At 70.2% G+C, this 26,473-nt stretch carries 23 protein-coding genes; 12 read left to right on the forward strand and 11 right to left on the reverse strand.

Going from position 1 to position 26,473, the window contains the following annotated elements; translation table 11 throughout:
* Positions 1-56 precede the first annotated feature (56 nt).
* Genes ACDF64_RS10850 through rfbA form a run of 3 tightly spaced genes read left to right on the forward strand, consistent with a single transcriptional unit; the run spans position 57 to position 2,471 of the window.
* The gene (locus ACDF64_RS10850; RefSeq protein WP_394551176.1) at positions 57-944 is read left to right on the forward strand and encodes a class I SAM-dependent methyltransferase; all 888 of its coding nucleotides are present in this window, start codon (positions 57-59) and stop codon (positions 942-944) included.
* 52 nt (positions 945-996) lie between these two features.
* Positions 997-1,605 (forward strand): dTDP-4-dehydrorhamnose 3,5-epimerase family protein, encoded by a 609-nt coding sequence (locus ACDF64_RS10855; protein WP_394551178.1) that lies wholly within the window; start codon positions 997-999, stop codon positions 1,603-1,605.
* Positions 1,605-2,471, forward strand: a complete 867-nt coding sequence (gene rfbA, locus ACDF64_RS10860) for a glucose-1-phosphate thymidylyltransferase RfbA (protein WP_394555115.1) — start codon at positions 1,605-1,607, stop codon at positions 2,469-2,471. Before ACDF64_RS10855 ends, rfbA begins: the two co-directional genes overlap by 1 nt.
* A 54-nt stretch (positions 2,472-2,525) precedes the next feature.
* Here rfbA and ACDF64_RS10865 read toward each other — a convergent pair whose 3' ends face one another.
* Genes ACDF64_RS10865 through ACDF64_RS10875 form a run of 3 tightly spaced genes read right to left on the reverse strand, consistent with a single transcriptional unit; the run spans position 2,526 to position 5,508 of the window.
* Positions 2,526-3,386, reverse strand: a complete 861-nt coding sequence (locus ACDF64_RS10865; protein WP_394551180.1) for a glycosyltransferase — start codon at positions 3,384-3,386, stop codon at positions 2,526-2,528.
* On the reverse strand, positions 3,383-4,597 hold the full coding sequence (locus ACDF64_RS10870) for a polysaccharide ABC transporter ATP-binding protein (RefSeq protein ID WP_394551182.1): 1,215 nt from the start codon (positions 4,595-4,597) through the stop codon (positions 3,383-3,385). The genes ACDF64_RS10865 and ACDF64_RS10870 overlap by 4 nt, the downstream gene beginning before the upstream one ends.
* Entirely contained in the window at positions 4,594-5,508 is a 915-nt protein-coding gene (locus ACDF64_RS10875; protein WP_394551184.1) for an ABC transporter permease, read from the reverse strand. The genes ACDF64_RS10870 and ACDF64_RS10875 overlap by 4 nt, the downstream gene beginning before the upstream one ends.
* 165 nt (positions 5,509-5,673) lie before the next feature.
* On the opposite strand from ACDF64_RS10875, the gene ACDF64_RS10880 reads away from it, so the two are divergent.
* Entirely contained in the window at positions 5,674-8,238 is a 2,565-nt protein-coding gene (locus tag ACDF64_RS10880; protein ID WP_394551186.1) for a hypothetical protein, read from the forward strand.
* Positions 8,239-8,294: 56 nt separating this feature from the next.
* On the opposite strand, the gene ACDF64_RS10885 is transcribed toward ACDF64_RS10880, so the two are convergent.
* Positions 8,295-9,071: a hypothetical protein gene (locus ACDF64_RS10885; protein WP_394551188.1), complete on the reverse strand. Its 777-nt coding sequence runs from the start codon at positions 9,069-9,071 to the stop codon at positions 8,295-8,297.
* A 347-nt stretch (positions 9,072-9,418) separates the two neighbouring features.
* Between ACDF64_RS10885 and ACDF64_RS10890 the strand changes: the two genes are divergently transcribed.
* On the forward strand, positions 9,419-10,804 hold the full coding sequence (locus ACDF64_RS10890) for a hypothetical protein (RefSeq protein WP_394551190.1): 1,386 nt from the start codon (positions 9,419-9,421) through the stop codon (positions 10,802-10,804).
* Positions 10,805-10,843: 39 nt separating this feature from the next.
* Here ACDF64_RS10890 and lhgO read toward each other — a convergent pair whose 3' ends face one another.
* On the reverse strand, positions 10,844-12,145 hold the full coding sequence (gene lhgO / locus ACDF64_RS10895) for an L-2-hydroxyglutarate oxidase (protein WP_394551192.1): 1,302 nt from the start codon (positions 12,143-12,145) through the stop codon (positions 10,844-10,846).
* Here lhgO and ACDF64_RS10900 point away from each other — a divergent pair.
* From ACDF64_RS10900 to ACDF64_RS10910, 3 genes are read left to right on the forward strand one after another with little or no spacing between them, the layout of a single operon-like run.
* Positions 12,135-13,271 (forward strand): DegT/DnrJ/EryC1/StrS family aminotransferase, encoded by a 1,137-nt coding sequence (locus ACDF64_RS10900; protein ID WP_394551194.1) that lies wholly within the window; start codon positions 12,135-12,137, stop codon positions 13,269-13,271. The genes lhgO and ACDF64_RS10900 overlap by 11 nt on opposite strands.
* A gap of 43 nt (positions 13,272-13,314) precedes the next feature.
* Positions 13,315-14,241 (forward strand): NAD-dependent epimerase/dehydratase family protein, encoded by a 927-nt coding sequence (locus ACDF64_RS10905; protein WP_394551196.1) that lies wholly within the window; start codon positions 13,315-13,317, stop codon positions 14,239-14,241.
* A 2-nt stretch (positions 14,242-14,243) separates the two neighbouring features.
* Entirely contained in the window at positions 14,244-14,678 is a 435-nt protein-coding gene (locus tag ACDF64_RS10910; RefSeq protein ID WP_394551198.1) for an acyltransferase, read from the forward strand.
* Positions 14,679-14,744: 66 nt separating this feature from the next.
* Here ACDF64_RS10910 and ACDF64_RS10915 read toward each other — a convergent pair whose 3' ends face one another.
* The 3 genes from ACDF64_RS10915 to ACDF64_RS10925 are packed head-to-tail and all read right to left on the reverse strand — an operon-like array spanning position 14,745 to position 18,831.
* Complete coding sequence (locus tag ACDF64_RS10915; protein ID WP_394551200.1) at positions 14,745-16,763, reverse strand: hypothetical protein; 2,019 nt, start codon at positions 16,761-16,763, stop codon at positions 14,745-14,747.
* Positions 16,760-17,725 carry a Gfo/Idh/MocA family protein gene (locus tag ACDF64_RS10920; RefSeq protein WP_394551202.1) on the reverse strand — a complete coding sequence of 322 codons (966 nt, stop codon included), beginning with the start codon at positions 17,723-17,725 and terminating at the stop codon, positions 16,760-16,762. The genes ACDF64_RS10915 and ACDF64_RS10920 overlap by 4 nt, the downstream gene beginning before the upstream one ends.
* Positions 17,722-18,831, reverse strand: a complete 1,110-nt coding sequence (locus ACDF64_RS10925; protein WP_394551204.1) for a DegT/DnrJ/EryC1/StrS family aminotransferase — start codon at positions 18,829-18,831, stop codon at positions 17,722-17,724. Before ACDF64_RS10925 ends, ACDF64_RS10920 begins: the two co-directional genes overlap by 4 nt.
* A 131-nt stretch (positions 18,832-18,962) precedes the next feature.
* Here ACDF64_RS10925 and ACDF64_RS10930 point away from each other — a divergent pair, with 131 nt between their 5' ends.
* From ACDF64_RS10930 to ACDF64_RS10940, 3 genes are read left to right on the forward strand one after another with little or no spacing between them, the layout of a single operon-like run.
* Complete coding sequence (locus ACDF64_RS10930) at positions 18,963-19,976, forward strand: lysylphosphatidylglycerol synthase domain-containing protein (protein ID WP_394551206.1); 1,014 nt, start codon at positions 18,963-18,965, stop codon at positions 19,974-19,976.
* Entirely contained in the window at positions 19,973-20,689 is a 717-nt protein-coding gene (locus ACDF64_RS10935) for a DapH/DapD/GlmU-related protein (RefSeq protein WP_394551208.1), read from the forward strand. Before ACDF64_RS10930 ends, ACDF64_RS10935 begins: the two co-directional genes overlap by 4 nt.
* Positions 20,686-21,702 (forward strand): glycosyltransferase family 2 protein, encoded by a 1,017-nt coding sequence (locus ACDF64_RS10940; protein ID WP_394551210.1) that lies wholly within the window; start codon positions 20,686-20,688, stop codon positions 21,700-21,702. The genes ACDF64_RS10935 and ACDF64_RS10940 overlap by 4 nt, the downstream gene beginning before the upstream one ends.
* On the opposite strand, the gene ACDF64_RS10945 is transcribed toward ACDF64_RS10940, so the two are convergent.
* Positions 21,687-23,288 (reverse strand): DUF2142 domain-containing protein, encoded by a 1,602-nt coding sequence (locus tag ACDF64_RS10945; protein WP_394551212.1) that lies wholly within the window; start codon positions 23,286-23,288, stop codon positions 21,687-21,689. The two genes, ACDF64_RS10940 and ACDF64_RS10945, sit on opposite strands and share 16 nt — an antisense overlap.
* A 114-nt stretch (positions 23,289-23,402) precedes the next feature.
* Between ACDF64_RS10945 and ACDF64_RS10950 the strand changes: the two genes are divergently transcribed.
* Positions 23,403-25,316: a hypothetical protein gene (locus ACDF64_RS10950; RefSeq protein WP_394551214.1), complete on the forward strand. Its 1,914-nt coding sequence runs from the start codon at positions 23,403-23,405 to the stop codon at positions 25,314-25,316.
* Here ACDF64_RS10950 and ACDF64_RS10955 read toward each other — a convergent pair.
* A complete protein-coding gene (locus tag ACDF64_RS10955; RefSeq protein WP_394551216.1) occupies positions 25,292-25,693 on the reverse strand; it encodes a DUF2304 domain-containing protein in 402 nt (133 codons plus the stop codon). The genes ACDF64_RS10950 and ACDF64_RS10955 overlap by 25 nt on opposite strands.
* On the reverse strand, positions 25,690-26,439 hold the full coding sequence (locus tag ACDF64_RS10960; RefSeq protein WP_394551217.1) for a glycosyltransferase family 2 protein: 750 nt from the start codon (positions 26,437-26,439) through the stop codon (positions 25,690-25,692). Before ACDF64_RS10960 ends, ACDF64_RS10955 begins: the two co-directional genes overlap by 4 nt.
* Positions 26,440-26,473 lie beyond the last annotated feature (34 nt).

The raw sequence follows: 26,473 nt of genomic DNA on the forward strand, positions 1-26,473 counted from the left end.
AGGACGCATTGCACGCAGCGACGCACTCAGCGCACATCGACGCGGAACGCGGAACCGTGCCGTTCTGGCTCGGCCCCGCGGCCTACTGGCAACCCGCGCACATCACCACCTCGGCATGGCTCGGGCATGCGCCGTTCGCGTCGTGGCTCGTCGACGCGATGCGACCGCGCACGATCGTGGAACTGGGCACGCACTTCGGCTTCTCGTGCTTCGTGTTCGCCGAGGCGGCGCGCCGGCTCGGACTCGACACCACGATCAACGCGCTCGATTCCTGGGTCGGAGACGATCAGGCCGGCTTCTACGGCGACGAGGTCTACGACGCGGTCCACTCGATCGCGGAACGGGACTATCCGGGTCGTGTCGCGATGCTGCGCGGCTGGTTCAGCGAGTCGAGGCCGCTCATCGCGGACGGTTCCGTCGATCTCCTCCACATCGATGGCCGGCACGGCTACGAGGACGTCCGCGAGGACTTCGAGCAATGGCGCTCCACGGTTCGCGACGGCGGGATCGTGCTGTTCCACGACATCGCCGAACGCAGCGATGGCTTCGGGGTCTGGCGATTCTGGCGCGAACTCGCCGACGAGCATCCGACGTTCGCGTTCGACCACAGCCACGGGCTCGGCGTGCTCGCGATCGGCGAGGTCTCGGACGGTCCCGTCGGCCGGCTCCTCACGGCGGACGACGCCACCGCGGCGCGGATCAGGGCGGACTTCGAGGCGCTCGCCGCGGTCGTCGAGCAGCAGGCCAGGTTCGAGGCGATGCCGGCCGAGATCGCCTCGCTGCACGACGTGGTCGAGATGCTGCAGGCGCGGAACGAGGACACCCTGGCCCACCTCGCAGCGCGGGAGCGCACCATCGACGAACTCCGTTCGAGCACGAGTTGGCGGGTGACCCGTCCCATCAGGTGGATCGGCACGGCGCTGCACCGGCGCTCGCACGGGTGAAGACGCCGCCACTCGGGGTTGCTCGCAGCACACCTTGATAGGCTCTCCTCCCGTGCAGATCCGCGAACTCAAGATCCCCGACAGCTACGAGATCACGCCCAAGCAATTCGGCGACGACCGGGGCGTGTTCCTGGAGTGGTATCGGTTCGACCGGCTCGAGGAGGTCGTCGGGCACCCGCTCCGACTCGCGCAGGCGAATACCTCGGTCTCCAAGCGCGGCGTGGTGCGCGGCATCCACTTCGCCGACGTGCCGCCGAGCCAGGCGAAGTACGTGACGGCGACGCACGGCGCGGTGATCGACTTCGTGATCGACATCAGGGTCGGTTCGCCGACGTTCGGCCAGTGGGACTCGGTGCTCCTCGACGATGTCGACCGGCGCGGGATCTACCTCGCCGAGGGGCTCGGGCACTGCTTCGTCGCGCTGACCGACGACGCGACGGTGAGCTACCTGGTCACCTCGACCTTCAACGCCGAGCGCGAGCACGGCATCGATCCGCTCGATCCCGCGGTCGGGCTCGAGTTCGGCATTCCCGACGACGAGCTCCTGCTCTCCCCGAAGGACACCGACGCGCCGAGCCTCGCCGAGGCCGAGGCATCCGGTCTGCTGCCCACCTGGGAACAGGCGCGCGCGTACTACGACGAACTGAACAAGGGAGCATGATGCGCGGCATCATCCTCGCCGGTGGATCCGGCACCAGGCTCTGGCCGATCACCAAGGGCATCTCCAAGCAGCTCATGCCCATCTACGACAAGCCGATGGTCTACTACCCGCTGTCGACGCTGATGATGGCGGGCATCAACGAGATCCTGATCATCACCACGCCCGAGTACCACGACCAGTTCAAGGCGCTCTTCGGCGACGGGTCGCAGCTCGGCATCCGCCTCGAGTACGCGGTGCAGCCCTCGCCCGACGGGCTCGCCCAGGCGTTCATCATCGGCGAGGAGTTCATCAGCGACGAGGGCGTCGCCCTCGTGCTCGGCGACAACATCTTCCACGGCAGCGGACTGGGCTCGGCGCTGAGCCGCCACTCCGAGGTCGACGGGGCGCTGATCTTCGCGTATCAGGTGAGCGACCCGACCGCGTACGGCGTGGTCGAGTTCGACGAGCACGGCCGGGCCATCTCGATCGAGGAGAAGCCCGCGAACCCGAAGAGCGACTTCGCCGTGCCGGGGCTCTACTTCTACGACAACGACGTCGTCGAGATCGCCAAGACGATCGAGCCGAGCGCCCGGGGCGAGCTCGAGATCAGCACGGTCAACGACGTGTACCTCCAGCGCGGCAAGCTCAACGTCGAGGTGCTCGACCGCGGCACCGCGTGGCTCGACACGGGCACGTTCGAGTCGATGATGCAGGCGTCGGAGTACGTGCGGGTCATCGAGGACCGGCAGGGTTTCAAGATCGGATGCATCGAGGAGATCGCCTGGCGGGCCGGATGGATCGACGACGCCAGGCTCGAGGAGCTCGCGGCCCCGCTGGTGAAGAGCGGGTACGGCGGCTACCTGCTCCGCCTGGCGCGGCGCGGCTGAACCGAACGCGGTCGAGGGGCCCGTGCGCTGAAGCGCGCGGGCCCCTCGAACGTCTCAGCGACGACGGCGACGCGACAGCCCGGCGCGGACCCGCAGGCCGATGGCGAGCGAGGCGCGAACAGGCCACCAGAGCGGTCCCGGGTACTTCTTCGCGAGGAACCGCTCGGCGCTGCGGTGGTGGGCCTGGACCATCGCGTCGGACTCGCCCTCGGTCGAGTGGCCGCCCGTATGCGTGACCTCGGCCACGGGGGTGAACCGGTTGCGCCAACCGGCGCGCGCGAGGCGGACCCCGAGGTCGACGTCCTCGAAGTACATGAAGAAGTCCGGGTCGAAGCCGCCGACCTCCTCGAACGCCGACCGGCGCACCAGCACGCACGAGCCGGAGAGCCAGCCGGCATCGCGCTCCGCGTCCACCGCCGTCGCCGCGTGATACCGGCGCGTCCAGGGGTTTCCCGGCCAGACCGGCGCGAGCACGGCGTGCCCGACGCCGACGCCGAGCCCCGGGATCGCGCGCGCGGACGGATACGGCGTGCCGTCGGCGTTGCGCACGAGGGGGCCGACTGCACCGACGTGCGGGTCCGCCTCGCCCACCTCGCGCAGGCGGTCGATCGCCTCAGGGTGGAACGTGACATCGGGATTGGTGACGAGGATCCATTCGACCACCCCCGGCAGCCGGGTGACCGCCGCGTTCACGGCGCCGCCGTAGCCGAGGTTCTGCGTCATGGCGACGTAGTCGCCCCCGATCGCTCCGACGACGCCGGGCGTGTCGTCGGCGCCGGGAAGGTTGTCGGCCACGACGATCATCACCGGGCGGCTCGTGGCCGCGGGAATGCTCGCGAGCATGCCCGCGAGCGGTCCCGCCGAGCGGTAGCCGACCGTGACGATCGCGAGTGAGGGCGCCGTGCTCTCGGTCATGCGCCGCCCACGGGCGAGACGTCGCCGCTGGCGTCGAACTGGATCACCCCTGCGCCCATCCGGTCGTCCTCGAAGTCGAGGAACCCGGCCGGGTCGAGCAGCGAGAGCGGCTCGCCCGTGAGCGTGGTCGCGCCGGCGGAGACGACGAGCCGGTTCATCCCGAAGTTCGTGGCGGGCAGCACGAAGCGAATGTCGTACTCGCCCGGCTCCGCAGGCAGGTCGATGCCGAGTCCTTCCGTGTTCAGTCGGTAGATGGCCTGGCCGAGGGAGCTGTGCAGCGTGAATCCGCTGACCCACTCGGTCGGACGATGGACCTGCGCGTGCACGGTGACTGCGAGGTCGGCGCCGCGCTCGATCAGGCGGTCGCCGAGTGGTGCACCGTCGGCGCGCGCCACGCTGACGCCGGTGATCTCGACGGCGGGTTGCGTGGGCCCCTCGTCGGTCTGCTCACCGGCGAGACGATCGCGCTCGTAACCCTCCCTGAGCGTGCGGATGCCGGCGCCGACGTCTCCGTCGTGCACGATCCGCCCGCCGTCGAGCACGATCGCCCTGGTGCACACGTCGGCGACCTGCTCTGCCGAGTGGCTGACGAGCACGATCGTGCGGCCGTCCTTCTGGAACTCGCGGATCTTCGTCATGCACTTGAGCTGGAACGGCTCGTCGCCGACCGCCAGCACCTCGTCGACGAGCAGCAGGTCGGGGTCGGAGTGCACCGCCACCGCGAATGCGAGGCGCACGTACATGCCGGACGAGTAGAACTTGACCTGCGAGTCGATGAACTCGCCGATCCCGGAGAACTCGACGATGTCGTCGAAGACGCGGTCGGTCTGCGCGGTCGTCATGCCGAGGATGGCGGCGTTCAGGTAGACGTTGTCACGACCGGTCAAATCGGGGTGGAATCCGGCGCCGAGCTCGAGGAGCGCCGCGATCCGGCCACGACGGTAGACCTCGCCGGCGGATGCCTCGATGATCCCGCCGAGCACCTTGAGCAGGGTGCTCTTGCCCGAACCGTTGTGCCCGATGAGGCCGACGGTTTCGCCCAGGCCGATCTCGAACGACACGTCGTCGAGCGCGCGGAACTCGGACCGCGACCGGTTGCGCTGTCGCCAGGACAGCAGCCGGTCTTTGACGGACTTGTCTTTGTGGAGGACGAACCGCTTCGAGACGTGCGAGACGACGACGAGGGGATCGCTCGATGTGGTGGTGGTCATAGCTCCTGCGCGAAATTGCCCTGAAGTCGGGAGAACACCCGCTGGCCGATCCAGAGGAGCACGATCCCCGCCAGCAGTGCGATGAACATCCGGAGGCCGAGGTCCGGGGGCCAGTACTGCGACGGGTCGTTCGTGCCGGAGATCCACATCGCCTGCTGCATGCCGAGCACCGCGAGCGTGACCGGATTGGCGAGGTAGAGCTCCTCGAGGAAGGTCCCGCCGATCGCCTGGTGCACGAAGCTCAGCGGGTACACGATCGGCGAGGCCCAGAACAGGATCAGGAGCAGGATCTCCACGAGGTGCTGGATGTCCCTGAGGTACACGTTCAACGCGGAGAGGATCAGCGCGATCGCGGTCGCGAACGCGAGGATCAGCGCGATGCTGAGCGGCAGGTACGCGAGTTGCGGATGCAGCGGCGCGACGCCGAAGACGAGTGTGGCGACGAGCAGGATGCCGAACTGCACGGCGAAGTTGAACAGCGACCCGCCCACCGCCGCGAGCGGGAAGACCTCGCGCGGCACGTAGACCTTCTTCACGAGGCCGCCGTTGGACACGATCGACGATGTGCCCGCCGAGAGGATCTCGCTGTACAGGCTCCACGCGGTCAGTCCGGTGAACACGAAGATGGCGAAATCCGGGGTGAACTCCGCCGCGCGCATGAACTTGCCGATCGCGACGTAGTAGATGAGCAGCTGCGCGAGCGGGCGCATGAGCGACCAGACGACACCCAGGCTGCTGTTCTTGTACTTCGCTCGGATCTCGCGCGAGATCAGCCGACCGAGCAGTTCGCGGTGACGGAGCACCTCGGCCAGCGAGGCCCAGGTTCCACGCGCGAACGAGCCGTCGCGACCGACTCGGCGCAGCGGCTCATCGACGATCCGCCCGAAGGCAGGGGGTTGTGGTTCGTGCATCTCGTGCTTTCTCGGGGAGGTCCAGTGCATCCTACCGAGTGCGTTCGGCAAGGGGCTGTGCGCACCCCGAACGCGGTGGCCACTGACCACATCGAAGGGGCGTGGGTTAGCCTGTTCCCCAGGTCGGCTCACGCCGACCGCCTCGGGGGAGGCTGCGCAGTGAAGATGCTGGGGAGACGAGTCGTCGCCGTGGTCGCCGGCCTGGTGCTCGCGGCGGCCGCCGTCGTCGCGATGCCGGTGCGGGCCGAGGCGCTGTCGGGAGCCGACTTCGACCCGGGCAACATCATCAGCGACGGCAACTTCTACAACGGCTCGGCCATGACGGAAGCCGAGATCCAGCAGTTCCTGGTGAACGCGGTCGGCGGCTCGTGCGCGAACTCGAACTGCCTTGCGGTCTATCGTGCCGACACGCCGACCAGGACGTGGTCGTTCGGCACGTGCGCGACGTACTGGGGAGCGGCGGGCGAATCGGCGGCCCGCATCATCTTCAAGGTGCAGCAGGCGTGCAACCTCAGCGCGAAGGTGATCCTCGTCACGCTGCAGAAGGAGCAGAGCCTGGTGACCAACCCGGCGCCGTCCGACAGCGTGATGCGCAAGGCGATGGGCTACGGATGCCCCGACACCGCGGTCTGCGACTCGACCTACTACGGCTTCTTCAACCAGGTGTTCGCCGCCGGTCGGCAGCTGACCTGGTACGGCAATCCCGAAGGGTCCTTCACCTACATCCGCGTCGGCCAGGTGAACCAGATCAGGTACCACCCCGACGCGGGGTGCGGGACGAAGGGCGTGCTGGTCAAGAGCCGGGCGACCGCCGCGCTGTACTACTACACCCCCTACACGCCGAACGATGCGGCGCTGGCGAATCTCGGCGGGACCGGCAACGGATGCAGCGCCTACGGCAACCGGAACTTCTGGGTCTTCTACAACAACTGGTTCGGGCCGACGGTCGGTCCGGACGGGCGCGCGTACATCGCGGCGGAGTACAGCGCGCAGGGCGGGCCGTCCGGCCACCTGGGCCAGCCGATCACCGAGGTCCTCGTCATCCCCGAGAACGGCGGCGGGCTCGGGCAGGCCTACCAGAACGGATCGATCTACTGGACCGCGACCACCGGGGCTCGCACCGTGAGCGCGGGTCCACTGCGCGACTACTACTTCTCGCTCGGAGGGGCGGCCGGACCGATGGGCTGGCCGATGCTCAGCCAGCAGGCGATCCCCGACAACGGCGGCGGCAGTGGGCAGCTCTTCACCGGCGGGTCGCTGTACTCCTCGGCCGCGGGCACGTTCCTCGTGAAGGACCCGATCCGCGGCGGCTACTTCGAGCAGGGCGGCGCGGCCGGGCCGATGGGCTGGCCCGTCGCCGACCAGACCTGCGGACTCCCCGGCGGTGCGTGCGGGCAACGGTTCGCGGCCGGCGACGTCGTCTGGACCGCGAGCGGCGGCGCGCATGCGATCTGGGGCGTCATCGGGGCCGGCTTCACCGCGGCGGGCGGAATCGGGGGCTCGTGGGGCGCGCCGACGACGATGATCACGAACCTCCCCGGCGGAATCGGGCAGGCCTACACCCGCGGCTCGGCCTACGCGACGGGCTCCACGGCGTACTTCGTCGACGGCACCATCCGGGACCTCTACTTCGCGTACGGCGGCGCGACGGGCCGTCTCGGGTTCCCGACCAAGGCCGAGTCCTGCTCCGGTGACGGCACCTGCGTGCAGGAGTTCCAGTACGGGGTGATCATCGCGCCGCCGACCGGTCCGGCGCGCATCGGCTCGCCCGACATCGAGGCTGCGTACGCCGCGACGGGCGGGCCGGCCGGGGTGCTCGGGCCGATCTCCGGGATCATGGTCTACTACCCGTACGGTGGCGGCGGGCTCGCGCAGGGGTACGCGTCCGGCGCGATTTTCCGCAAGACCGGGCTCGCGCCGCGCGCCGTGTACGGGCCGGTGCGGGACGGGTACTTCGCCACCGGTGGCGCCGCCGGCCCGCTCGGATGGCCGACCGGCGACCTCCGATGCGGCAGCCCGGCAGGGTCGTGCACGCAGTCGTACGAGGCCGGTGTCGTGCTCTGGACCGCGGCGACCGGTGCCTACTCCGTCCGCGGCGCGATCTGGGACGCGTACTCGAGAGCCGGCGGAGGCGGCGGCGCCTGGGGTTGGCCGCTCACCCACACCGTCGCGCTGCCGGGCGGCTGGGGACAGGCGTTCACGGGTGGATCGGCGTATGCATTGGGAGCCGGTGCCGCGGTGTTCGTGTCGGGTGCGATCCGCGACACGTACTTCGGCTTCGGGGGAGCGACGGGCTCGCTCGGCTATCCGACCGCGGCCGCATCGTGCGGCCTCACCGGGGGCGGCTGCTCGCAGTCGTTCCAGAACGGGACGATCTACTGGAGCCCGGCGACCGGCGGGTATGCGGTACCGACGGTCTACCTCGCCGCCTATCAGGCGGCAGGCGGTCCGGCGGGCGCCTGGGGGTACCCGATCAGCCCTGCCATGGAGTTGCCGTACGGAACCGGTGGAGCGGGCCAGGCGTTCCAGAACGCGTCGATCTACGCGGCGGTCGGCAACACGCCGCGAAGCGTCGCCGAGCCGATCCGAGCGCACTACTTCGCACGCGCGGGCGCCGCCGGGCCGTACGGGTTCCCGATCGGCGCGATGTCCTGTTCGGCGACCGGATGCACGCAGACGTTCCAGGGCGGCGTCATCAGGACGGACGCGAACGGCCGACTCGTGCCCTGAGTGCGGGAGCGCACGTCAAGCGGTGCGACGCGCGGTCGGCGATGCGAGCCGCGGCGTCAGGCGGTGCGACGCGCTTCGAGCGTCTCGAGCTCGCCGACCAGGTCGACGAGTGGGCGTGCGAAGTCGAGGTTCGGCCGGTGCGACTCGGCGATCAGGTCGTCGAGGAAGGTCGCCGCGCCCGGTCCGTCGTGGATGAACCCCTCGGCGTCGCGCTCCGGCACCCGACGGATGTCCCCGGCGTGGAAGTTGCGAAGGGCGTGGTAGTTCACCGGAGACGCGCTGTTGAGGGCGACGTGGATCGGATGCAGGTCGACGATCGTGATCTCGTCGGACGCACGGCGGTCGCGGAGGAACGTCCGACCGTCCCAGCGCGGGGCGCGCGCGAAGAACTCGAGGTCGTCCTCCCAGACGTACGGCACGCGCGCGAGCGATCGGTCATGGTCGAGCGGGAGTTCGCTCGGCTCCACGCCGTGCAGGTCGCGCACGTAGAGGCTCGTGTCGAGCTCGATCGGGCTGCGGTCGACGACGGTCTGGAGGATCGGCGTCGACTGCACGAGGCAGTGCGTGCGCATCGTGCGGGCCTCCGGCACGATCCGCATGCACTCGTCGATGACGGATGCCGGGTCGGCGCCGTGGCTCGAGCCCGGCTGGAAGTTCGGGTGGATGCCGAGTTCGACGAGGTCGGAGTGGCTGCGGAGTTCGTCGAGGACGTCGGTCTCGTGCGTGATGAACCAGGTCGAGCGGATGCCGCCCTCGACGAGGGTCGAGAGCAAGCGTCGCATCGCCCAGTCCGGCGCCCAGTCGACGTCGATGGTGACGAACACCCCGTGCACGCGCACTCCTCCCCGGCCGCCCGCGGTCTGGAGGCGGCCCGCGCTAGGATACAGGGCGGATCTGGGCCGGCCTGTCAGGCGCCCGGGCGAGGCGGCGAACCCGCCTGCGCTCGTCGAGCAGGTCGAAGCGACGACGCCGCTTGCTAGTATGACGGCGCGCTCTCGCTCTCCACTCCCACCTGCGGACTCGGCGACGCGTCGCATTCAGGTCGCGGTCCGCCGCATACGGTGTCGAGGCGACTCGGCGGTGAGATCCGAGTCTTCAGGAAAGGCAGTCCATGAGTTCCGCACACGCACGCCCGGATCGTCCGTCGGACGCGCCGGCGACCGGACCTCAGGTGGGCCCGGTGCGCCGCGCAGGGCGTGCGGTGTCACGTCACGGCGACCTCGTGAGCGCGATCGTCGCGGCGCTGGTGGTGATCTTCTACGGAATCTCGCTCGGAATCCTCGCGATCGACGGACACCCGATGTCGTGGCTCGACGAGCACGTGCACTTCGACACCGCGGTGAAGATGCACGAGGGCACGCTGTCGAACCAGGGCGCCCTCTACGAGCAGGAGGTCATCGACGAGTGGACTTGCGGCGTCGGGCATCAGGCCGGTGCGCTCCCGTACGGCTGCGGTGACGCGCGTCTGGACTCGTCCGACATCCCGTCGGGCACGTACACGACGGGGTACATCCACTACCCGACGTACTTCGTGGTCGCAGAGGCGTTCAGGGCGATCATCGGCACGCACGGCCCGTACGGCATCGACACGTATCGACTCTTCAGCGCACTCCTGATGACGCTCGGCGTGGCCGCCTGCGGTGCGTTCGCCTGGCTGCTCGGTCACCGGCGCCTCGGGCTCATCGCCGCCGTCGCCGTGCCTTCGGCCGCGACGAGCATGAGCGTCATGGGCGTGATGGTGACTCCCAACTCGACCGCGCTGCTGGCCGGGGCGCTCGTCGCCGGGACCGGACTGCTGTGGATCAAGCGCGGAAAGGGATTCGTCTGGCTCGCGCTCGCGGCGGCGTTCGCTTCGGTCAACGCCGTGATCGACTCGCTGCCCGTCGCGGCGTTCCTCTTCCTCATCGCGTGGGAGTTGATCCTCGGTCGTCGTCGTCGCGTCGAATCGCCGGGTCCGCGGCTTCAGGCGAAATGGTGGCAGTTGGTCGTCCTGATCGCGATCGTGGTCCTGCCGGTGTTCCTGTGGGGCCGGTACATCGCCGCGACCGCGACGCGGACCGCTGCGGAGGTCTACGGCCCGTATCAGATGAGCAGCTGGCGGAACGTCGCGCTCGGAGCCGTGCAGGAGGCCGCGGCACTGCACACGCCGTGGACCGATTGGGCGGCGGGAATGGTCGCAGGCCAGGGCTTCTTCTCGATCCTCGTTCGATACGCCGCGGCGGGCATGCCCGCCACCGTGACGATCATCGTCTTCGGCGCGCTCGCGTGCGCGCTCCTGCGGATCGACTTCAGCGGTCGTGCGCCGCGAACGGCCGCGCCGTGGACCACCCAGCACATCACCGCCCTCGGCGCCGTGATCGCGGTCGTCGCCTATCCGGTGGCGTTGCGCATCTCGAACGCGCTCAACTACGGAGTCGACTACCCCGTCGTGGCGCGGTACTCGATCGCCTTCGCGCCGCTGCTCGTGCTGCTGCTGCTCGGACTCGCGCCGAGCAGGGGCTTCCGAATCCTGCTGATCGTGGTCGGACTGATCGGCACCCTCGGTGCCGTCGCCGTCTGGATCTGAGCGACCGGCGACCTGAGCGACCAGAGCGACCTGCCTCGGTCAGGCCGCCTCGAGGCCCGCGCGGTCGATGATCGCCGCCGCGATCTCGAGCGACGCGGTCGCGGCCGGTGACGGTGCGTTCAGCACGTGCACCTGGTGCGGAGCGTGCTCGATCAGGAAGTCGTCGACCAGGGACCCGTCCCGGCGGATCGCCTGAGCCCGGACGCCGGCCGGTGCAGGAACGAGGTCCGCGGCGGTGATGCCGGGCACGAGGCGCGCGAGGCTCTTCGCGAAGAGGTGCTTCGAGAACGAGCGGCGCACCTCCGCGATCCCGACGCCGACGTTCTTCGACGCCATCCGCAGGAAGCCGGGGTAGGTGAGGTCCCCGATGGCCTCGGCCGGTCGGATGTCCCGCCAGCGGTAACCTTCGCGCGCGAGCGCGGTGACGGCATTGGGTCCGGCGTGCACGGTGTCGTCCATCATCCGGGTGAGGTGGACGCCGAGGAAGGGGAGTTCCGGGTCGGGCACCGGGTAGATCAGGCCGCGCACCAGTTCGCGGCGTTCCGGCACGAGCTCGTAGTACTCGCCGCGGAACGGGATGATCCGCGCGGCGGGCGTGAGCCCGGCCATCCGGGCGACCTTGTCGCTGCGCAGCCCTGCGCAGTTCACCAACAGGTCGCCTTCGAACTCGGCATCCGCTGTCGCCACGATCACGCCGTCGGGCCGCGCGCTGATCGAGACCACTTCGGCGGAGGTACGGAGGTCGCCGCCGCGTTCGGCGACGAGTCGGGCGAGCTGGCGGCTGACGGCCGAGTAGTCGATCGTGCCGGTGGACTCGATTCGGAGCGCCGCGACCGCAGCGACGTGGGGTTCGTACTCGCGGGCCTGATCGGCGTCGAGGCGCCGGAACGGCACGCCGTTCGCGGCCGAGCGACGCTGCAGTTCGTCGAGAGCGGGGAGCTCAGCTTCGGAGGTCGCGACGATGAGCTTGCCGGTATCGCGCCACGGGATGCCGTGCTCGGTGGCGAAGGCCTTCATCGACCGGTTGCCGGCCGTGCACAGCTGCGCCTTCAGCGAGCCGGGCCGGTAGTACGGGCCGGCGTGGATGACGCCGGAGTTGCGACCGGTCTGGTGGAGCGCCCAGTCGGCCTCCTTCTCCAGGACGGTGACCGAGTGCCCGAGCCGCGAAGCGCGTTCCGCCACGGCGAGACCGACGATGCCGCCGCCGACGACGATGACCTGCTTGGGCATGTGCTCCTCCGCGGCCCGCGCGACGGTCGCGCCGACGGCCTCGGCTACTATAGATGAGGCCCGCCGGTGGTGGTCGTGGCCGTCAGGAAAGAGGTAGAGCTTGGCCGACACGATCGCCCTCGGACAACCGACAGTCGGCGACGAGGAGCTCGACGCGATCCGCGCGGTCTTCGAGTCGGGATGGCTCTCAGGCGCCGGGCCCACGTGCCAATCGTTCGAGGCGAGGTTCGCCGCCGAGGTCGCCGGCACCGCCCACGCGCTCGCGACGAGCAACTGCGGGTCGGCGCTCCACCTCGCACTCGACGTGCTCGGCGCGGGCCCCGGCGACGAGGTCATCGTCGGCGACTACACGTTCCCGGCGACCGGCCACTCCGTGGTGTGGACCGGTGCGAAGCCGGTCTTCGCCGACATCCGTCCCGACATCTGGAGCGTCGATCCCGCGGCGGTCGAGGCATCCATCACCCCGCGCACCGTGGGCATCATCGCGGTCGACGTCTTCGGCCAGCCCGCCGACTTCGACGAGCTCCGCGCGATCGCCGATCGGCACGGCCTGTGGCTGATGGAGGACGCGGCCTGCTCGGCCGGCGCCACGTACAAGGGTCGTCCGGCGGGGAGCCTCGCCGACATCGCGACGTTCAGCTTCCACGGCCGCAAGGGCATCACCGCGGGTGAGGGCGGCGCGCTCACGACCGACGACGCCGACCTCGCGGCGCATGCGCGCAAGCTGCACACCTACGGCATCGCGCCGGCGATCTCGCGCGAGGGCGTCACCGACCTCCCGCTGCCCTCGTTCGACGAGGCCGGATACAACTACCGTCTCTCCGATCTGGCTGCCGGCGTGATGCTCGCCCAGCTCGATCGGCTGCCCACGCTGCTCGAGAACCGTCGCCGCGTCGCCGGCTGGTACGCCGAGCTGCTCGCCGATGTCGAGCAGGTCGCGGCGCCGGTCGCGCTCGACGACCGCGAGCACCCCTGGCAGTCGTACGTCGTGACCCTGGACGCGGGCGTCGACCGTGGCGCCGTCGCCGCGTACCTGCGCGCCAACGGCGTGCAGTGCAACTTCGGGACGTATGCGTCCCACCTGCAGCCGGTCTACGGCTTCGAAGGCAGCCTTCCGGTCTCGGCCGACCTCTTCCTGCGGCATCTCGCCATCCCGATGCACGCCAACCTCACGCAGGCCGAGGTCGAACGCGTCGTGGCGACCCTGACCGATGCGCTCCGCGCCGCCCGCGCCTGAGACCGCACCAGAACCAGATCAAGCGATCAAGTAAGGAACATCTGTGACTGACAAGAAGGTTTTCGTCGTCGGCGGAGCCGGGTTCATCGGACTGCACGTGGTCGAGCAGCTGCTCGAAGACGGATGGAACGTCCGCATCTTCGACAACATGGTTCGCGGCGACCGCGACCGCGCGAACGAGCTCGTGAAGACCGGTCGCGTCGACGTCGTCGACCAGGACACGCGCAACGGTGCCGCGGTGTACGCCGCGATGAAGGGCTACGACCACGTCATCCACCTCGCCGCGGACTCGATCAACAAGAGCGTCGCCGACCCGTATTCGTCGATCGACATCAACATGGTCGGCTCGCACAACGTGTTCGCCGCAGCCGCGAGCCTCGGTGTGAAGCGCATCGTCGCCGCATCGAGCGCCTCGGTGTACGGCGACCCCGAGAAGCTGCCGATGCACGAGGACGACAAGCTCAACCCGCTCACGCCGTACTGCATCGGCAAGCGGACCAACGAAGACCTGCTCGGCTACTACGGACGCAGCAAGGGCCTCAGCTGGATCGCGCTTCGATTCTTCAACGTGTACGGCGAGGGGCAGAAGACCACGGCGTACTACACCTCGGTCATCAACCACTTCGTGAACCGGCTGAAGAACGGCGAGGCGCCGGTCATCGACGGTGAGGGCAAGCAGTCGATGGACTTCATCCACGTGAAGGACATCGCGCGCGCCGTCGTGCTGTCGCTGACCTCGGAGCGGTCGAACGTGCCGATCAACGTCGGCACCGGCATCGACACGACGGTCGCCGAGCTCGCCGAGATCCTCATCGACGCCGTCGGCGTCGACGTCGAGCCGCAGTTCAACCCGCGCCCGGTGCTGGTCACCCGGCGCGCCGCCGACATCACCCGCGCGAAGGAGGTGCTCGGCTTCGAGGCGAGCATCCCGGTGCGCGAGGGGATGACCGCGCTGGTCCGGAACTCCTGACGATGACCGCCGGGCTCCCCGAGAACCCGTACAACCCGCATGCGTGGGTGATCGGGGAGCCGGTCATCGGAGCCGGAACGTGGATCGGCGCCTTCACGGTGATCGACGGGTCCGGCGGCCTCACGATCGGGCGAGGATGCGATATCTCGTCGGGCGTGCAGATCTACACCCATTCGAGCGCGATGCGCTGCGTCTCCGGGCGTGAGTACCCCGTGGTGGACCGCGCCCCCGTCTCGATCGGCGATCGGGTCTTCATCGGGGCGAACGCCGTCGTGAACATGGGCGTCACGATCGGCGACGAGGCCATCGTCGGCGCCGGGGCAGTCGTCACGAGCGACGTGGCGCCGAGGACCGTCGTCGGCGGGGTGCCCGCGCGAGTGATCGGCACGGTCGATCTCACCGAGCCGGCGGCTCCGCGGACCATCCGGACCGCCTAGCGGCCCAGGGGCGCGCAGCTTCGCCGCACGCGAGGCGCGCGCGGTCGCGGCGCAGCGTGGTACCGCTCAGGTCGCCGGGACGACCTCGGAGATCCAGAACGTCCCGGTGCCGCCCTCGATCGTGCGCACCGTTCGCAGGCACGGCTGGTCGAGCTCGGACATCGCGACGACGTACGTGATGTGCTCCTGCGCGACCGCGTTGCACGAGTCGAACGACGCGATCACGACATCCGGTCCGGCGCTGGACACCTCGGTCTCGCCGGGTGCCGGCGTCCACGCGACGAGTCCGAGCCGGTCCCAGGCATCCCGGTACTCGGAGTCCGGGTCGATCATCGACCACATCTCCGGTGACGGCGAGGACTGGTAGCCGGAGAGCGCGGGCACTCCCGTCTCGGTGAGCATGGCGATCGCCGGGTCGCCCATCGCGATCCACCGGCCCGGGGCGTCCTCCTGGATCTCCTGCACCGCCTCGGCGACCGGGGTCTCCCGGAGGTCGAAGACGCCCGCCCGAAGCGGGTTGACGCCGACGCCGACGACGAGCGATGCGATCAGCAGCGCTGCGGCACCGATCCCGGGACGTGCGAACAGGAAGGCGCCGACGGCCACGAGCATCGCGCCGAGCGCGAGGATCCACGCGCGATCGCCGAAGAGGATCGGCGAGCCGGTCCTGAACAGCACGTATCCGACGTACCCGTACACGACGGCGACGGTGACGACGGTGACCACGATCACCGGCCACGGGAAGCGCCGACGCGGGGCGAGGTTCGGGATGGCCCGGCCGATCAGCACGGCGAGCATGACGAAGCCGAGCACCCCGATGCCGATCCGCAGGCGCGGGATGGTCGTGCGGTCCAGGAGCAGCAGCTTCGCCGCGGCATCCCAGCCCGGAATGGCGTAGAAGGCGAGGAAGAGGAGCGCGACGACGAGCGTCGAGCCGGTGATCCAGTCCGCGCCGCGAAGGCCGTTCCGGCGCACCGAACGGTACCAGGACCACGCGACCGGGACGGCGAGGAGCAGCCCGACGAGCAGGAAGGTCGAGGCCTCGGACTCGTTGGCGCCGAAGATACCGCCTCGCGACTCAGCCATTCCCGTCGAGAACGGCCCCGCGACCAGCGCGGTCGCGTCGCCGGCGGTCCCGGCGCCCGTCGACTGGATGCGCTGACCCGGGTACTTCGTGCCGACGAAGCGCTCGGCCGACTCGAGCCGGGTGAGCAACCAGACGCCGAGGACGACCAGCGCGCCGACCCCGGCCGCGGCCAGCGGCCAGAGCCGCACGAGCCGGGTCCGGAAGGGCGACTCGGTTCTCGTCGCGACCACGCCGACGGCGAACGCGAGCGCGACCAGCGCGCACGGCACGATGAACGGCGGGTAGATGAGCATGCCGGTGGTGATCGTGAGCAACCCGACGATCACCGCGAGCACGACGCCCGCCCGCCTCCGTGCGCCGGTGACGAGCCAGAGGCACGCGGTCATCACCGCGAACGCCCACGCGGGCGTGAACGAGGTGACCGACAGATGCCACCACTGGATGAACGGGGAGAGGACGAACGAGATCGCGAGCGCCATCGCGGTCAGCGGTCGGCCGCGCATCATCGTCAGGAAGAACGCGTACGCGGAGCAGACCAGCGTGGCCGGCGGCACCCACCACTTGAGCGACATGGCGGCATCGAGCGGCAGGAACCGGAAGCCGATGAGCTCCGGCCGGAACCAGACCGACCAGTCCGTCGAGGGGAGGTCGTGCTGGATCGTGGTGTTCATGCCCCCGGGGAGCACCGGGTTCACGACCGGCAAGCCCAGTTGCACCTGCGAGACCGTCCACGCGGTCTGGACGTACCACTCGTCGCTGCGGACCGAACGCGGCATGCCGGCGAGCGCGGCCGGATCCGCGCCGTCGAAGAAGACCGGCCAGAGGATGCCCGATGAGCTGCCGGTGATGCCGAAGACCGCGAGCACGACCACGATCAGTGCGATCGCCGCCATCGGCCAGAGCAGGATGCCGGTGCGGGGGAGTCCGTCCGGCGCCGCGACCAGGTAGGCCGTCCAGCGATCGAGGTTCCGGCGCAGCCGCGACGGTGCCGTCGTCATGCCGCTGCAGCGCCGGCTCGGCGCTTCAGTGCCTCCACGATGCGATGGGCGGGGAGGATCGACTTCCGCTCGGCGTCGGCGTCCACGCTTCCCGCGATGAGGCCGACGAAATGTTCGAGCTGGGCGGCGAGCGGTTCGCGCCCGGTGACGAGTTCGGGGATCTCGATCACCGTCTGCTGCCGGTACCCGCGCCCCTCGGCGTCGGTGTCCTGGTCGACGTGCCGGTACACGGTGACGTCGCGCCGGAGCAGGTCGATCTCGATGAGCTTGTCGAGATCGTGGATGCTCATCGAGCGGATTTTGCGCTGACCGACCCGGCTCGCCGAGACATGGGCGACCCGCCCGCCATCGAAGGTCAGCACGGCCTCGGCCACGTCTTCGGCGCCGTCGACCGACATCGGGTGGAACTGGGCGAGGGCACCGGTGATCGTCGTCGGTTCGCCGCCGAGGAACCGGCTGGCGAGGTCGACGTCGTGGACCAGGAGATCCCAGCCGACGCCCGTGCGGATCCGCGGCGCGTACGGGGAGTGCCGGGTCGCCGTCACGAACTTCGGCTCGTCGATGAGTGCCTCGGCGGTCATGACCGCCGGGTTGAAACGCTCGAGCAGGCCGCACATGATCGGCACGCCCAGGGTCTCGGCGAGTCCGAGCACCGCGAGGGTCTTCTCGAGGCTGTCGGCGACCGGCTTCTCGACTAGGAGCGGCTTGCCGGCCTCGAGGACGAGCTGCGCGAGGTCGAAGTGCGCTTCGGTCGACGCGGCGATCACGACGGCGTCGACGTCGTCCAGTCCGTCGAGCGTCGGGCGCCACTGCGCTCCGAACCGGTCGGCGAGTGCGGAGCCCGCATCCTCCCGTCCATCGACGACGACGGCGAGCTCGGCGATCGGCGACTGGGCGATGACGCGCGCATGGAGCGAACCCATCGAGCCGGCGCCGACCAGCATGATCCGGGGCGAGCTCATCCGCGGGCCTCCGAGACGATGTGCTCGACCGAGTCGACGATCCGGTCGATGTCGTCGGAGGAGAGGTGCGTGTGCACCGGCAACGAGACGACCTCGCGCACGACGCGCTGCGCGACCGGGTAGGAGCCCACGAGGACATCGTCGCGGTCCCGGTACGGCTCGTAGTCGAACACGAGTCGCGGGTAGTAGATGCCCGCGCCCACGCCGCGCTCGCCGAGCTTGGCGACGAACTCCTCGCGGTCGATGCCCGCCTCCTCGGTCATGCGAATCGTGAACTGGTGCCACACGTGACGGCGGCCGTCCAGCTCGCGCGGCGCGACGATCCCCGGGATGCCCGCGAGCCCGTCGGCCAGGCGGCGTGCGTTCGCCTGCCGCGACTCGACGACGGCGTCGTACCCGGCGAGCTGCGGGATGCCGACGGCGGCCTGGAGGTCGGTCATGCGCCAGTTGTGGCCGGCCACCTCGTACTGGTACCTGGCGCGCATGCCCTGATTGCGGAGCACCCGGAGTCGATCGGCCAGGACGTCGTCGTCCGTGGTCAGGATCCCGCCCTCTCCGGTTGTGAGGTTCTTCGTGGCGTAGAACGAGAACGAGCCGATGCCGAAGCTGCCGGCCCCGCGACCCCGGAGCGAGGCGCCGTGCGCCTGCGCCGCATCCTCGACGATCGCGAGTCCGTGCTGGTCCGCGAGGGCGGAGATGCCGTCCATGTCGGCGATCTGACCGTAGAGGTGCACCGGCATCAGCACTCGGGTGCGTTCGCCGATCTGCTCGGCGACCGAGGCCGCCGTGATGTTGAAGTCGTCGTCGGAGATGTCGGCGAATCGCGCCGTCGCGCCCGCCTCGAGGATCGCGTTCAGGGTCGCGACGAAGGTGAACGGGCTCGTGACGACCTCATCGCCCGGCTGCAGGTCGAGCACCGAGAGCGCGGCGACCAACGACGTCGTGCCGTTGTTGACCGCGATCGCGTGCCGCGTCCCCACGAGTTCGGCGAAGCGCGACTCGAGTTCGGCGACGCGGGGACCCTGCGCGATGGAACCGCTCCGCAGCGTCTCGAGGACCGAGCGCTCCACCTCGGGACCGAGCTCGACGACAGTGATTGGTATCATGAGGTTTGTTTCTCCGAGTGGCGGCTTCCACGGGCGTGGGTGCGCCCCGTGCATTCTACGGGCGAGTATGTTCTCTTCCCGAACGGCATGGTCGGCTCGGTCTGAGCCGCGTACCCGATCGGAAAGTGTATATGTCCAAGTTGCGTGTCCTCTCGCCCAAATTGCTGTTGGCGATCCGGTACGCCCTCGTGGTCGTGGTCATCGGCTTCGCGGTGTACTACCTCGCGTCGCAGTGGGACGAGGTGCAGGTCGCGCTCGCGCTCATCTCGTGGCCCTCTGCGGTGCTCTCGCAGCTGCTGGTGCTCGTCGGCCTCGGATTCGGGACCCTGAGCTGGGTCACCATCCTGAACGGACTCGGCCCGAAGGTGCCGATGCTGCGCGCTTCGCAGGTGCTCCTCGTCGGCCAGCTCGGCAAGTACGTCCCGGGTTCGGTGTGGTCGTACGTGATGCAGATGGAGCTCGGCCGCCAGTACGGGATCCTGCGCCCCCGAGTGCTCGTGACCGCGTTGTACGCCGCGGGCATCGGCATCGTCGCATCGCTCCTGCTCGGGGGCCTCGCGCTGCCTGTCGTGGTCGACGGTCACGAGTGGATGCTGTTCCTGTTCCTGCTCCTGCCGATCGGGCTGGTCTGCCTGCACCCTGCGGTGATGACCTGGCTCGCCTCGACCGTCCTGAAGGTCTTCCGTCGTCCTCCGCTGGAGCACCGGGTGAGCTGGGGGGCCGTGCTGGGTGCGCTCGGCTGGTCGCTGCTGTCGTACGTCGCGTACGGCCTCCACCTCTGGCTGCTCGTCAACTCCCTCGTCGATCCCGACCTCGGCACCCTGATCCTGCTGACGGGCGCGATCTCGTTGGGATTCACGCTCGGTTTCTTCGCGTTCTTCCTCCCGTCGGGCATCGGCGTGCGCGAGGCCGTCCTGATCGGCGCGATGGCGACGATCATCACGGTCCCGCAGGCGACGGCGATGAGCCTGGTCTCGCGCGCGATGTTCACCCTGGCCGACCTCATCGGCGCGGGCGTCGCGATTCTCTTCGTGGTGATCATGCGTCGCCGCCTCGCGCGCGAGCAGGTCGCCTACCTGCGCGACGAGGTGCGGTACGAGCACTCCGCCGACCACGTGGAGGAGCACGCCGGGGCCGATCGGTGAACCGCATCCACCCCACCGCCGTGATCTCCGGCGACGTGCGCATCGGCGCGCGCACCACGATCGGAGCGTTCGCGGTCGTCACCGGGCCCGTCGAGATCGGAGACGACAACTGGATCGGGGCCGGCGCGATCATCGGCGCGCCGCCCGAGGTCCGCAGCTTCGCGCACCCCCTCACCGCGGACGACCCCGCCGGCAACGGCGTCCGGATCGGACACCGCAACGTGATCCGCGAGGCCGTGCAGATCCACCAGGGGTGGAAGGGCACGACGACGATCGGCGACGACGCGTTCATCATGAATCAGACGTACATCGCGCACGACGGCGTCCTCGGCGACGGCGTGACGCTCGCCTCCAGCGTGCTGCTGGCCGGCCACGTGCGCATCGGCGATCGGGCGAACCTCGGGCTCGGGGCATCCGTGCACCAGTTCCGCGAGGTGGGCGCGGGCGCGATGGTCGGCATGGCCTCGGTCGTGACGCGCGACCTGCCGCCGTTCGCCAAGGCGTACGGCAGCCCCGCGGTGGTGCGTGCCGCGAACGTGGTCGGCATGGAGCGCTCGGGCGTCGCGTCCGAGATCGTCGACGTGCTCGAGGCGCTCTACTCGGGCTCGGACGTCGCGCTCGACGCGCTCGACACCGACCCGGCCATCCGCGCACAGGTCGAGCGATGGGTGCGCGCCAGGGACGAGACGCGGACCGCCTCGGGACTCGCATGAGCGATCGGCGGGCTGCCGAGGCCGGGGGAACGACCCCGGGCGGCCGGGTCTCGGTCGCGATGTGCACGTTCAACGGGGCGCAGTTCGTCGAGGCGCAGTTCGAGAGCATCGTGCGCGAGGGCGCCGGACTCGTGTGCGAGATCGTCGTGGCCGACGACGGGTCGGCCGACGACACGTTGGAGCGTGTGCGGCGAACGGCCGTTCGGCTCGGCGTGCAGGATTCGCTCGTCGTCCTGGAGGGAGGCGGCCACGGCGTGACCGCGAACTTCGAGCGGGCGATGCGTGCGTGCGCCGGCGAGCTGATCGCGCTGTCCGATCAGGACGACGTCTGGTTGCCCGGCAGGCTGGAGGCGCAGGTCGCAGCCCTGGATGCCTCGCCCGATGCCCTGCTCGTCTTCGCGGACGCCGAACTCATCGACGCCGAAGGCCGGCCGCTGGACGCGAGACTGCTGGACCGGCTCGAGGTCGGTGCCGACGACCGTCGGCGGCTGGTCGCCGGCGACGCCTTCGACCTGCTGCTGCGACGCAACGTGGTGACCGGTGCGACGGTCCTGGTGCGGCGCGAGCTGCTCGAACGAGCGCTCCCGTTCCCGTCGTCGTGGGTCCACGACGAGTGGCTCGCGGCGATCGCCGCCGTCGACGACGGCGTGCGCCTCATCGAACGGCCGGTGACCGCGTACCGGCAACACGGCGGCAACGAGATCGGCGTGAAGGAACCCACCTTCCGACGCAAGGTGCAGCGGATGACGCAGCCGCGCGCCGATCGGAATCGTCGGCTCTCAGCACGAGCCGACGACTATGCCGCCCGACTCGATGCGCTGGGCGGCGGCCAGGCGAGGCGCGACGCAGCCCGTCGAAAGGCCGACTTCGAGCGCTTCAGGGCCGACCTGCCCGCCTCGAGGATCGCGAGGGCGATCCCGGTGCTGCGCCGGGCGTCGAGTGGTGCCTACGGTCGCTACGCCAGCCAGGGCAACCTCGACGTCGTGCGCGACCTCGTTCAGCCCGCGCGCTGACGGCGGCGGGCCGTCGCCCACCAGGCGGCGAATGCGGTCGAGAGGACGACGACCGCGAACACTCCCATCAGCAGGGCGTTGCCGCCGGGTGCCGCCCACGCGGGATCGCGGATCACGGCCGCCCAGGTCGCGTCTGCGCCCGCGGCATTGCGCTTCAGCGCGATGGCGTAGCAGTACGCCTGCGAGAGCGCCCAGCCGGCCCAGACGACGGCGAAGAGCCGGGTGAGGGAACGCGCGGTTTCTTCGGCTTCGGCTTCGGCGTCGACCGGATCGGCTCGGGCCGCGCTCCCCGCTCGCTCGCCGATGACCACGGCGAGGCCGACCACGGCGATGGCGAAGAGCGGAAGGGTGTAGCGGCCCTGCCAGATGTACCCGCCGGCCGTGACGTAGGCCGCCTGCGCGAGCGGGGGCAGCAGCACGAGGGCGAGCACGATCGCGCTGCCGAACACCAGCCGGCGACCCCTGAGGATCGCCACGCCGGCGAGGACGAGGGCCCCGGTCAGCGCCGACCACACGAAATAGACCGCCTGCGGCGCGGGCGTGTCGAGCCATCCGAACGACGCGATCATCTGCGTGCCGTGGTTGAACGTGTCCAGCAGGGTGACGGCGAACCCGGTGAGGAAGCTCGTTCCGACGCCCGGGTACTGCTGCATGTGCTGCTTGTCATCGAGACTGCCCGTGAGCGAGCTGCTCGAGACCGTCCACAGCGCCGCGAGCACCGTCGCCGCCAGCACGGCCGCGACCGTGACCCAGACCACGCGTCGCTGCAGCAGGGCGCGCAGCCGATCCCACGGGATCAGGATGAGGGGCGCTGCCAGCGCGACCGCGAACCAGAGCGGAGACAGGCCGCGCATCTGCACGCCGAGCACGGTGGAGACGATCGCGATCGCCAGCGGGCCGCCGATGGATGCCTCAGGTCCGCGGCGCACGACGGCGAGCATGGCGGTGAACGCGGCGAGCGTGGTCGTCACCTCGAGTGCGTTCGGGTTCACCGCGCCGGTGAGGAACAGCAGCGTCGGCGTCGCGACCACGCCGACGGCGGCGAGCGAGAGCGCGGGGCGCCCGAGCCCGAGCGAGAGCCTGGCGGCGAACGCGATGAACAGGGTCGTCAGCACGACGCTGACGATCCGCATGGCGTAGATGCCCGTGATGTCGCCGAACAGGAGGCTGGGCCAGCCGACGAGCAGGTAGTAGACCGGGTTGTAGAGCCCGGCCGTCGTCGTCGAGTCCGCGATCTCACCGGGATTCTCCGGATGGGCGGCGATGCAGTCGGCGGGGACGTCCTTCTCGAAGACCATGCATCCGACGCCGTGTGCGGCCGCGACGTACCTCGGCACCTGCACGATGTGACCGATGTGCGAGGGCTCGCCCACGAACTGCCCGCGCGCGACCGACGCCGCCTTCACGAGATGCGCCGGTTCGTCGGGCGAGCCGCCGATCGGCGTTGCGAGGGCCCACAGGATGCCGATCACCGCGGTCAGCATCCAGGTTGCGGCGAAGACGAGCCGGCCTTGACGGCGCGCCGCGGCGGCCGCCGGCGGAGCCGCCGCGATGTCGGCGCGCGTCGGGGTGGGGGAGGTGCTCATCGGACTCCGGATCTCGTCGGAACGGCGCTCCCACTGTAGTCGGTCCACTCTCGACGAATGCCCGGTCGGGGCAGGGTATGCTTCCCGGCGGGGGAAGCTGAGGAGGAGTCCCCCATGTCGCGCCCGCGCCCGCGCCCGCGTACCGCGTCCGCACGCCGGTCGACAATGCTCGTGGTCGGCGGTACGGCGGTGCTCCTCGGCGTCGCGGCGGTGCTGATCGGCTGGAGTCCCGCCCTCCTCGTGGCCTCGGTGCTCGGCGTCCTCACGATCGCCGTGGCGCAGCGGGCCTCGTTCGCGCTCGCCTTCGCGGCATCCACCCTGTTCCTGCTCGCAGTGCACCTGCTGCTCAGCCGTCTCTCGCCCGTCGTGGGCTGGGACTACGGCCTGACCTCCCTCGGCGGGCTGGCACTGGTCGCGGTGTTCGCACTCGGCTGGATCGCCCGGCCGGACCGCGGCCGCGAACCGCGGCTTCCGGGGCGGGCCCAGATGCCCACCTCGATCGCCACCCTGCTGCTGCCGGTGCTCACGCTGGGGTTCTGGGTCGTCGCACTCGGCTGGGGTCCGCGCATGCGCGTGGGCTGGATCCTCGCGAACGACGCGGTCTGGAACACCATGTCGGCCCGGTTCATCGTCACCGACGGCGGCATCGATCCGGCGGCCCACCCGAACCCCGCCGCGTCCACCGCCGCCCTCGCCGCGACCTGGATGATCCCCGGTCGCTCGTGGGCGGGCGAACTGCTCCGCCATGATGTGGCGCGGGAGGCGCAGCTCGTGCTGCTGCTCGTGCTCGCCTGCGCGGTGTTCGCCTCCCTCATCGCCACCCGAATGGTGCCGAGGGCCCACCCGCTGCTCGGCATCGCGGCCGGATTCGCGGCGGGCGGGCTCATGCTCGGCTGGTACGTGCTCGGGTTCACCGCCGAACTGGGCTTCCTGAACGCGCCGGCGGCGGTCGTGCTGCTCCTGGCGTCGTGGCTGTGCTTCGCCGAGTCGCCGCGTTCGCCGGCTCTCGCCGGGTCGGCGCTGCTGCTCGCCGCGACCCTGCTGCTCGGCACCTGGGCCCCGCTGGTCGTGGTGCCGCTCGCGCTCGTGGCGATCGTCGGCGCCCGGCATTGGCGGCGCGCGGTGGCGCGGCGCGGGCTCGGACTGCTGGTCCTCGCGGCGGCGGGGGCGCAGTTCGCGGTGTACGTCGCGTTCGTCACGCTGGCCGACCTGCGGACGACCGGCGGCGCACTCGCGGCCGATGGCGCGGCCCCGCCGGTCGAGCCCCGCGACGTGGCGGCCGTCGTGGCGTTGACGCTCGTCGCCGTCGTCGGGGCCGCTGTCACGGTCCGGCTCCGCCGCAGCGGTGAGTCGGGTGGGACGTCGCGCGTCGGCCCTGCGGTCGTCGGCCGGGGTACCGTGCTCGGTATCGCCGCGGTCGTCGCCGCGGCAGCCGTCGGATGCGGCTACCTCGCGTGGCAGCGCGTCTCCTCGGGCCTGGGATGGTGGGGGTACTACCCGGCCAAGTTCTCCTGGCTGGTGTGCGTGCTCCTGCTCGTCGTCGCGATCGGGATGATCGCGGCAGCGGTGTCCCGACTGCGGGTGAGACCCGCGCGCCGCATCGCCCTCATCGTCGGCGCCGGGCTGGTCGGGGCGACCGTCATGATGTCGCTGCCGCTCGGCGGGGTCGGGCGACTGGTGGCCCCGGTCGCGCTGGCGACCGACGGGCAGTTCGCTGCGCGCAACACGACGGCCGAGCGGTTGTTCGCCGTCGCCGATGGCGGCCGGACGATCGCGCTCCGCTCCGGTGCGCCCGCCGCCGACGACGCCCTGGTGAACTCGTGGCTGCTGCAGTCGTACTCCGACCGCAGCGAGGATCCGGTGCGCATCTACGCGTACGGGCTCGACCCTGCCAACCTGGACGCCATCTGCGATGCGGTGAAGACGTGGGGCGGCGGGGTGCGCATCCTGACCGCCGACACCCTCCTCGCCGACGAGCTCGGCGCGACCTGCCCGGACGCGGGCTACGAGGTCGTCGTGTCGTCCTGATCCGCCGTCGCGGCCGTCTCGATCGTCGACGGTGCGTCGAGCGCGGCGAGTCGCTGATCGAGCAGGGCGACATCCTCGGCGAGCGTTCGGATCTGGGTCTCCTGCCTGGTGAGTTCGGCGCTGTGCTGGATGCACACCAGCACCAGGAGCGCGATGCTCACGAAGAACACGAGGTTCGAGGGCGCGGTCACGCCGATGAGCGAGGCCGCCCAGTCGAGTACGCCGGGGAAGAGGCCGACGACGAGCGCCAGAAGGCCGCCACCCAACCACCAGACCGCGTGACGTTCGCGGAGCCGGCGGTGGCGGAGCATCTGGACGACCACCGCGATGGTGACGATCGCGGCGAGGACGCCGAACAGATAGGCGGTGGTGCTCATGCGTGGCTTTCCGGGACGTCGACGGCGGGGGGGCGAGTAAGGGCGAACACGAGCGCGAGCACCGCGCGGCCGAGATACACCGCCGACTTCCACGGGTTGTGCGAGGGGACGCCGCCGGCTCGCTTGCGCATGGTGACCGGAACCTGCCGGATGACCCGCCCGGAGCGTGCGGCGATGACGAGCGCCTCGATCGTGTCGCCCAGGTACTCGGCGGGGTAATGACGGGCGAAGATCGAGATGGTCCGCCGGTTGATCGCCTTCAGGCCCGACGTCGTGTCCGTCAGCTTCGTCTTCGCCGTGCGGCTGAGCGTGAGCGCGAGCAGCCGCATCGCCCATCGTCGGGGCCCACGCGCTTCGTACTCGCCCGAGCCGGCGAACCTGGCGCCGATCACCAGATCGGCGGGCCCGCCATCCGTGCCCTCCAGCGCCGCCAGCAACGCGGGGACGCTCGCGGGATCGTGCTGTCCGTCGGAGTCGATCTGGACGGCGACGTCGTAGCCGTGGATCATGGCGTACCGGAAGCCGAGTCGCATCGCCCCGCCGACGCCGAGGTTGAACGGGAGGTCGAGCACATCGGCACCCGCAGCGCGGGCCCGGGCGGATGTGCGGTCGGTCGAGCCGTCGTTGACGACGAGGACCGCGGCGCCCGGGAGCTTCTCGTGCACTTCCGCGATCACCGCCGCGATCGACGCCTCTTCGTTGAACGCAGGCATGATGATCAGCGTGCGTTCAAGGAGGTTGGACATGGGATCGATTCTAATCGGGAGTGCCCGGTCGCCC

Origin of the sequence: Agromyces sp. MMS24-JH15, assembly GCF_043518605.1 — a bacterium.
GTDB lineage: Bacteria > Actinomycetota > Actinomycetes > Actinomycetales > Microbacteriaceae > Agromyces.

Coding starts and splice junctions, on each gene's coding strand:
- rfbA (WP_394555115.1), top strand. CDS start 1,605: ATGCGCGGCATCATCCTCGCCGGTGGATCCGGCACCAGGCTCTGGCCG.
- ACDF64_RS10865 (WP_394551180.1), bottom strand. CDS start 3,386: ATGACCGAGAGCACGGCGCCCTCACTCGCGATCGTCACGGTCGGCTAC.
- ACDF64_RS10870 (WP_394551182.1), bottom strand. CDS start 4,597: ATGACCACCACCACATCGAGCGATCCCCTCGTCGTCGTCTCGCACGTC.
- ACDF64_RS10875 (WP_394551184.1), bottom strand. CDS start 5,508: ATGCACGAACCACAACCCCCTGCCTTCGGGCGGATCGTCGATGAGCCG.
- ACDF64_RS10880 (WP_394551186.1), top strand. CDS start 5,674: ATGCTGGGGAGACGAGTCGTCGCCGTGGTCGCCGGCCTGGTGCTCGCG.
- ACDF64_RS10910 (WP_394551198.1), top strand. CDS start 14,244: ATGACCGCCGGGCTCCCCGAGAACCCGTACAACCCGCATGCGTGGGTG.
- ACDF64_RS10915 (WP_394551200.1), bottom strand. CDS start 16,763: ATGACGACGGCACCGTCGCGGCTGCGCCGGAACCTCGATCGCTGGACG.
- ACDF64_RS10920 (WP_394551202.1), bottom strand. CDS start 17,725: ATGAGCTCGCCCCGGATCATGCTGGTCGGCGCCGGCTCGATGGGTTCG.
- ACDF64_RS10925 (WP_394551204.1), bottom strand. CDS start 18,831: ATGATACCAATCACTGTCGTCGAGCTCGGTCCCGAGGTGGAGCGCTCG.
- ACDF64_RS10930 (WP_394551206.1), top strand. CDS start 18,963: ATGTCCAAGTTGCGTGTCCTCTCGCCCAAATTGCTGTTGGCGATCCGG.
- ACDF64_RS10940 (WP_394551210.1), top strand. CDS start 20,686: ATGAGCGATCGGCGGGCTGCCGAGGCCGGGGGAACGACCCCGGGCGGC.
- ACDF64_RS10945 (WP_394551212.1), bottom strand. CDS start 23,288: ATGAGCACCTCCCCCACCCCGACGCGCGCCGACATCGCGGCGGCTCCG.
- ACDF64_RS10950 (WP_394551214.1), top strand. CDS start 23,403: ATGTCGCGCCCGCGCCCGCGCCCGCGTACCGCGTCCGCACGCCGGTCG.
- ACDF64_RS10955 (WP_394551216.1), bottom strand. CDS start 25,693: ATGAGCACCACCGCCTATCTGTTCGGCGTCCTCGCCGCGATCGTCACC.
- ACDF64_RS10960 (WP_394551217.1), bottom strand. CDS start 26,439: ATGTCCAACCTCCTTGAACGCACGCTGATCATCATGCCTGCGTTCAAC.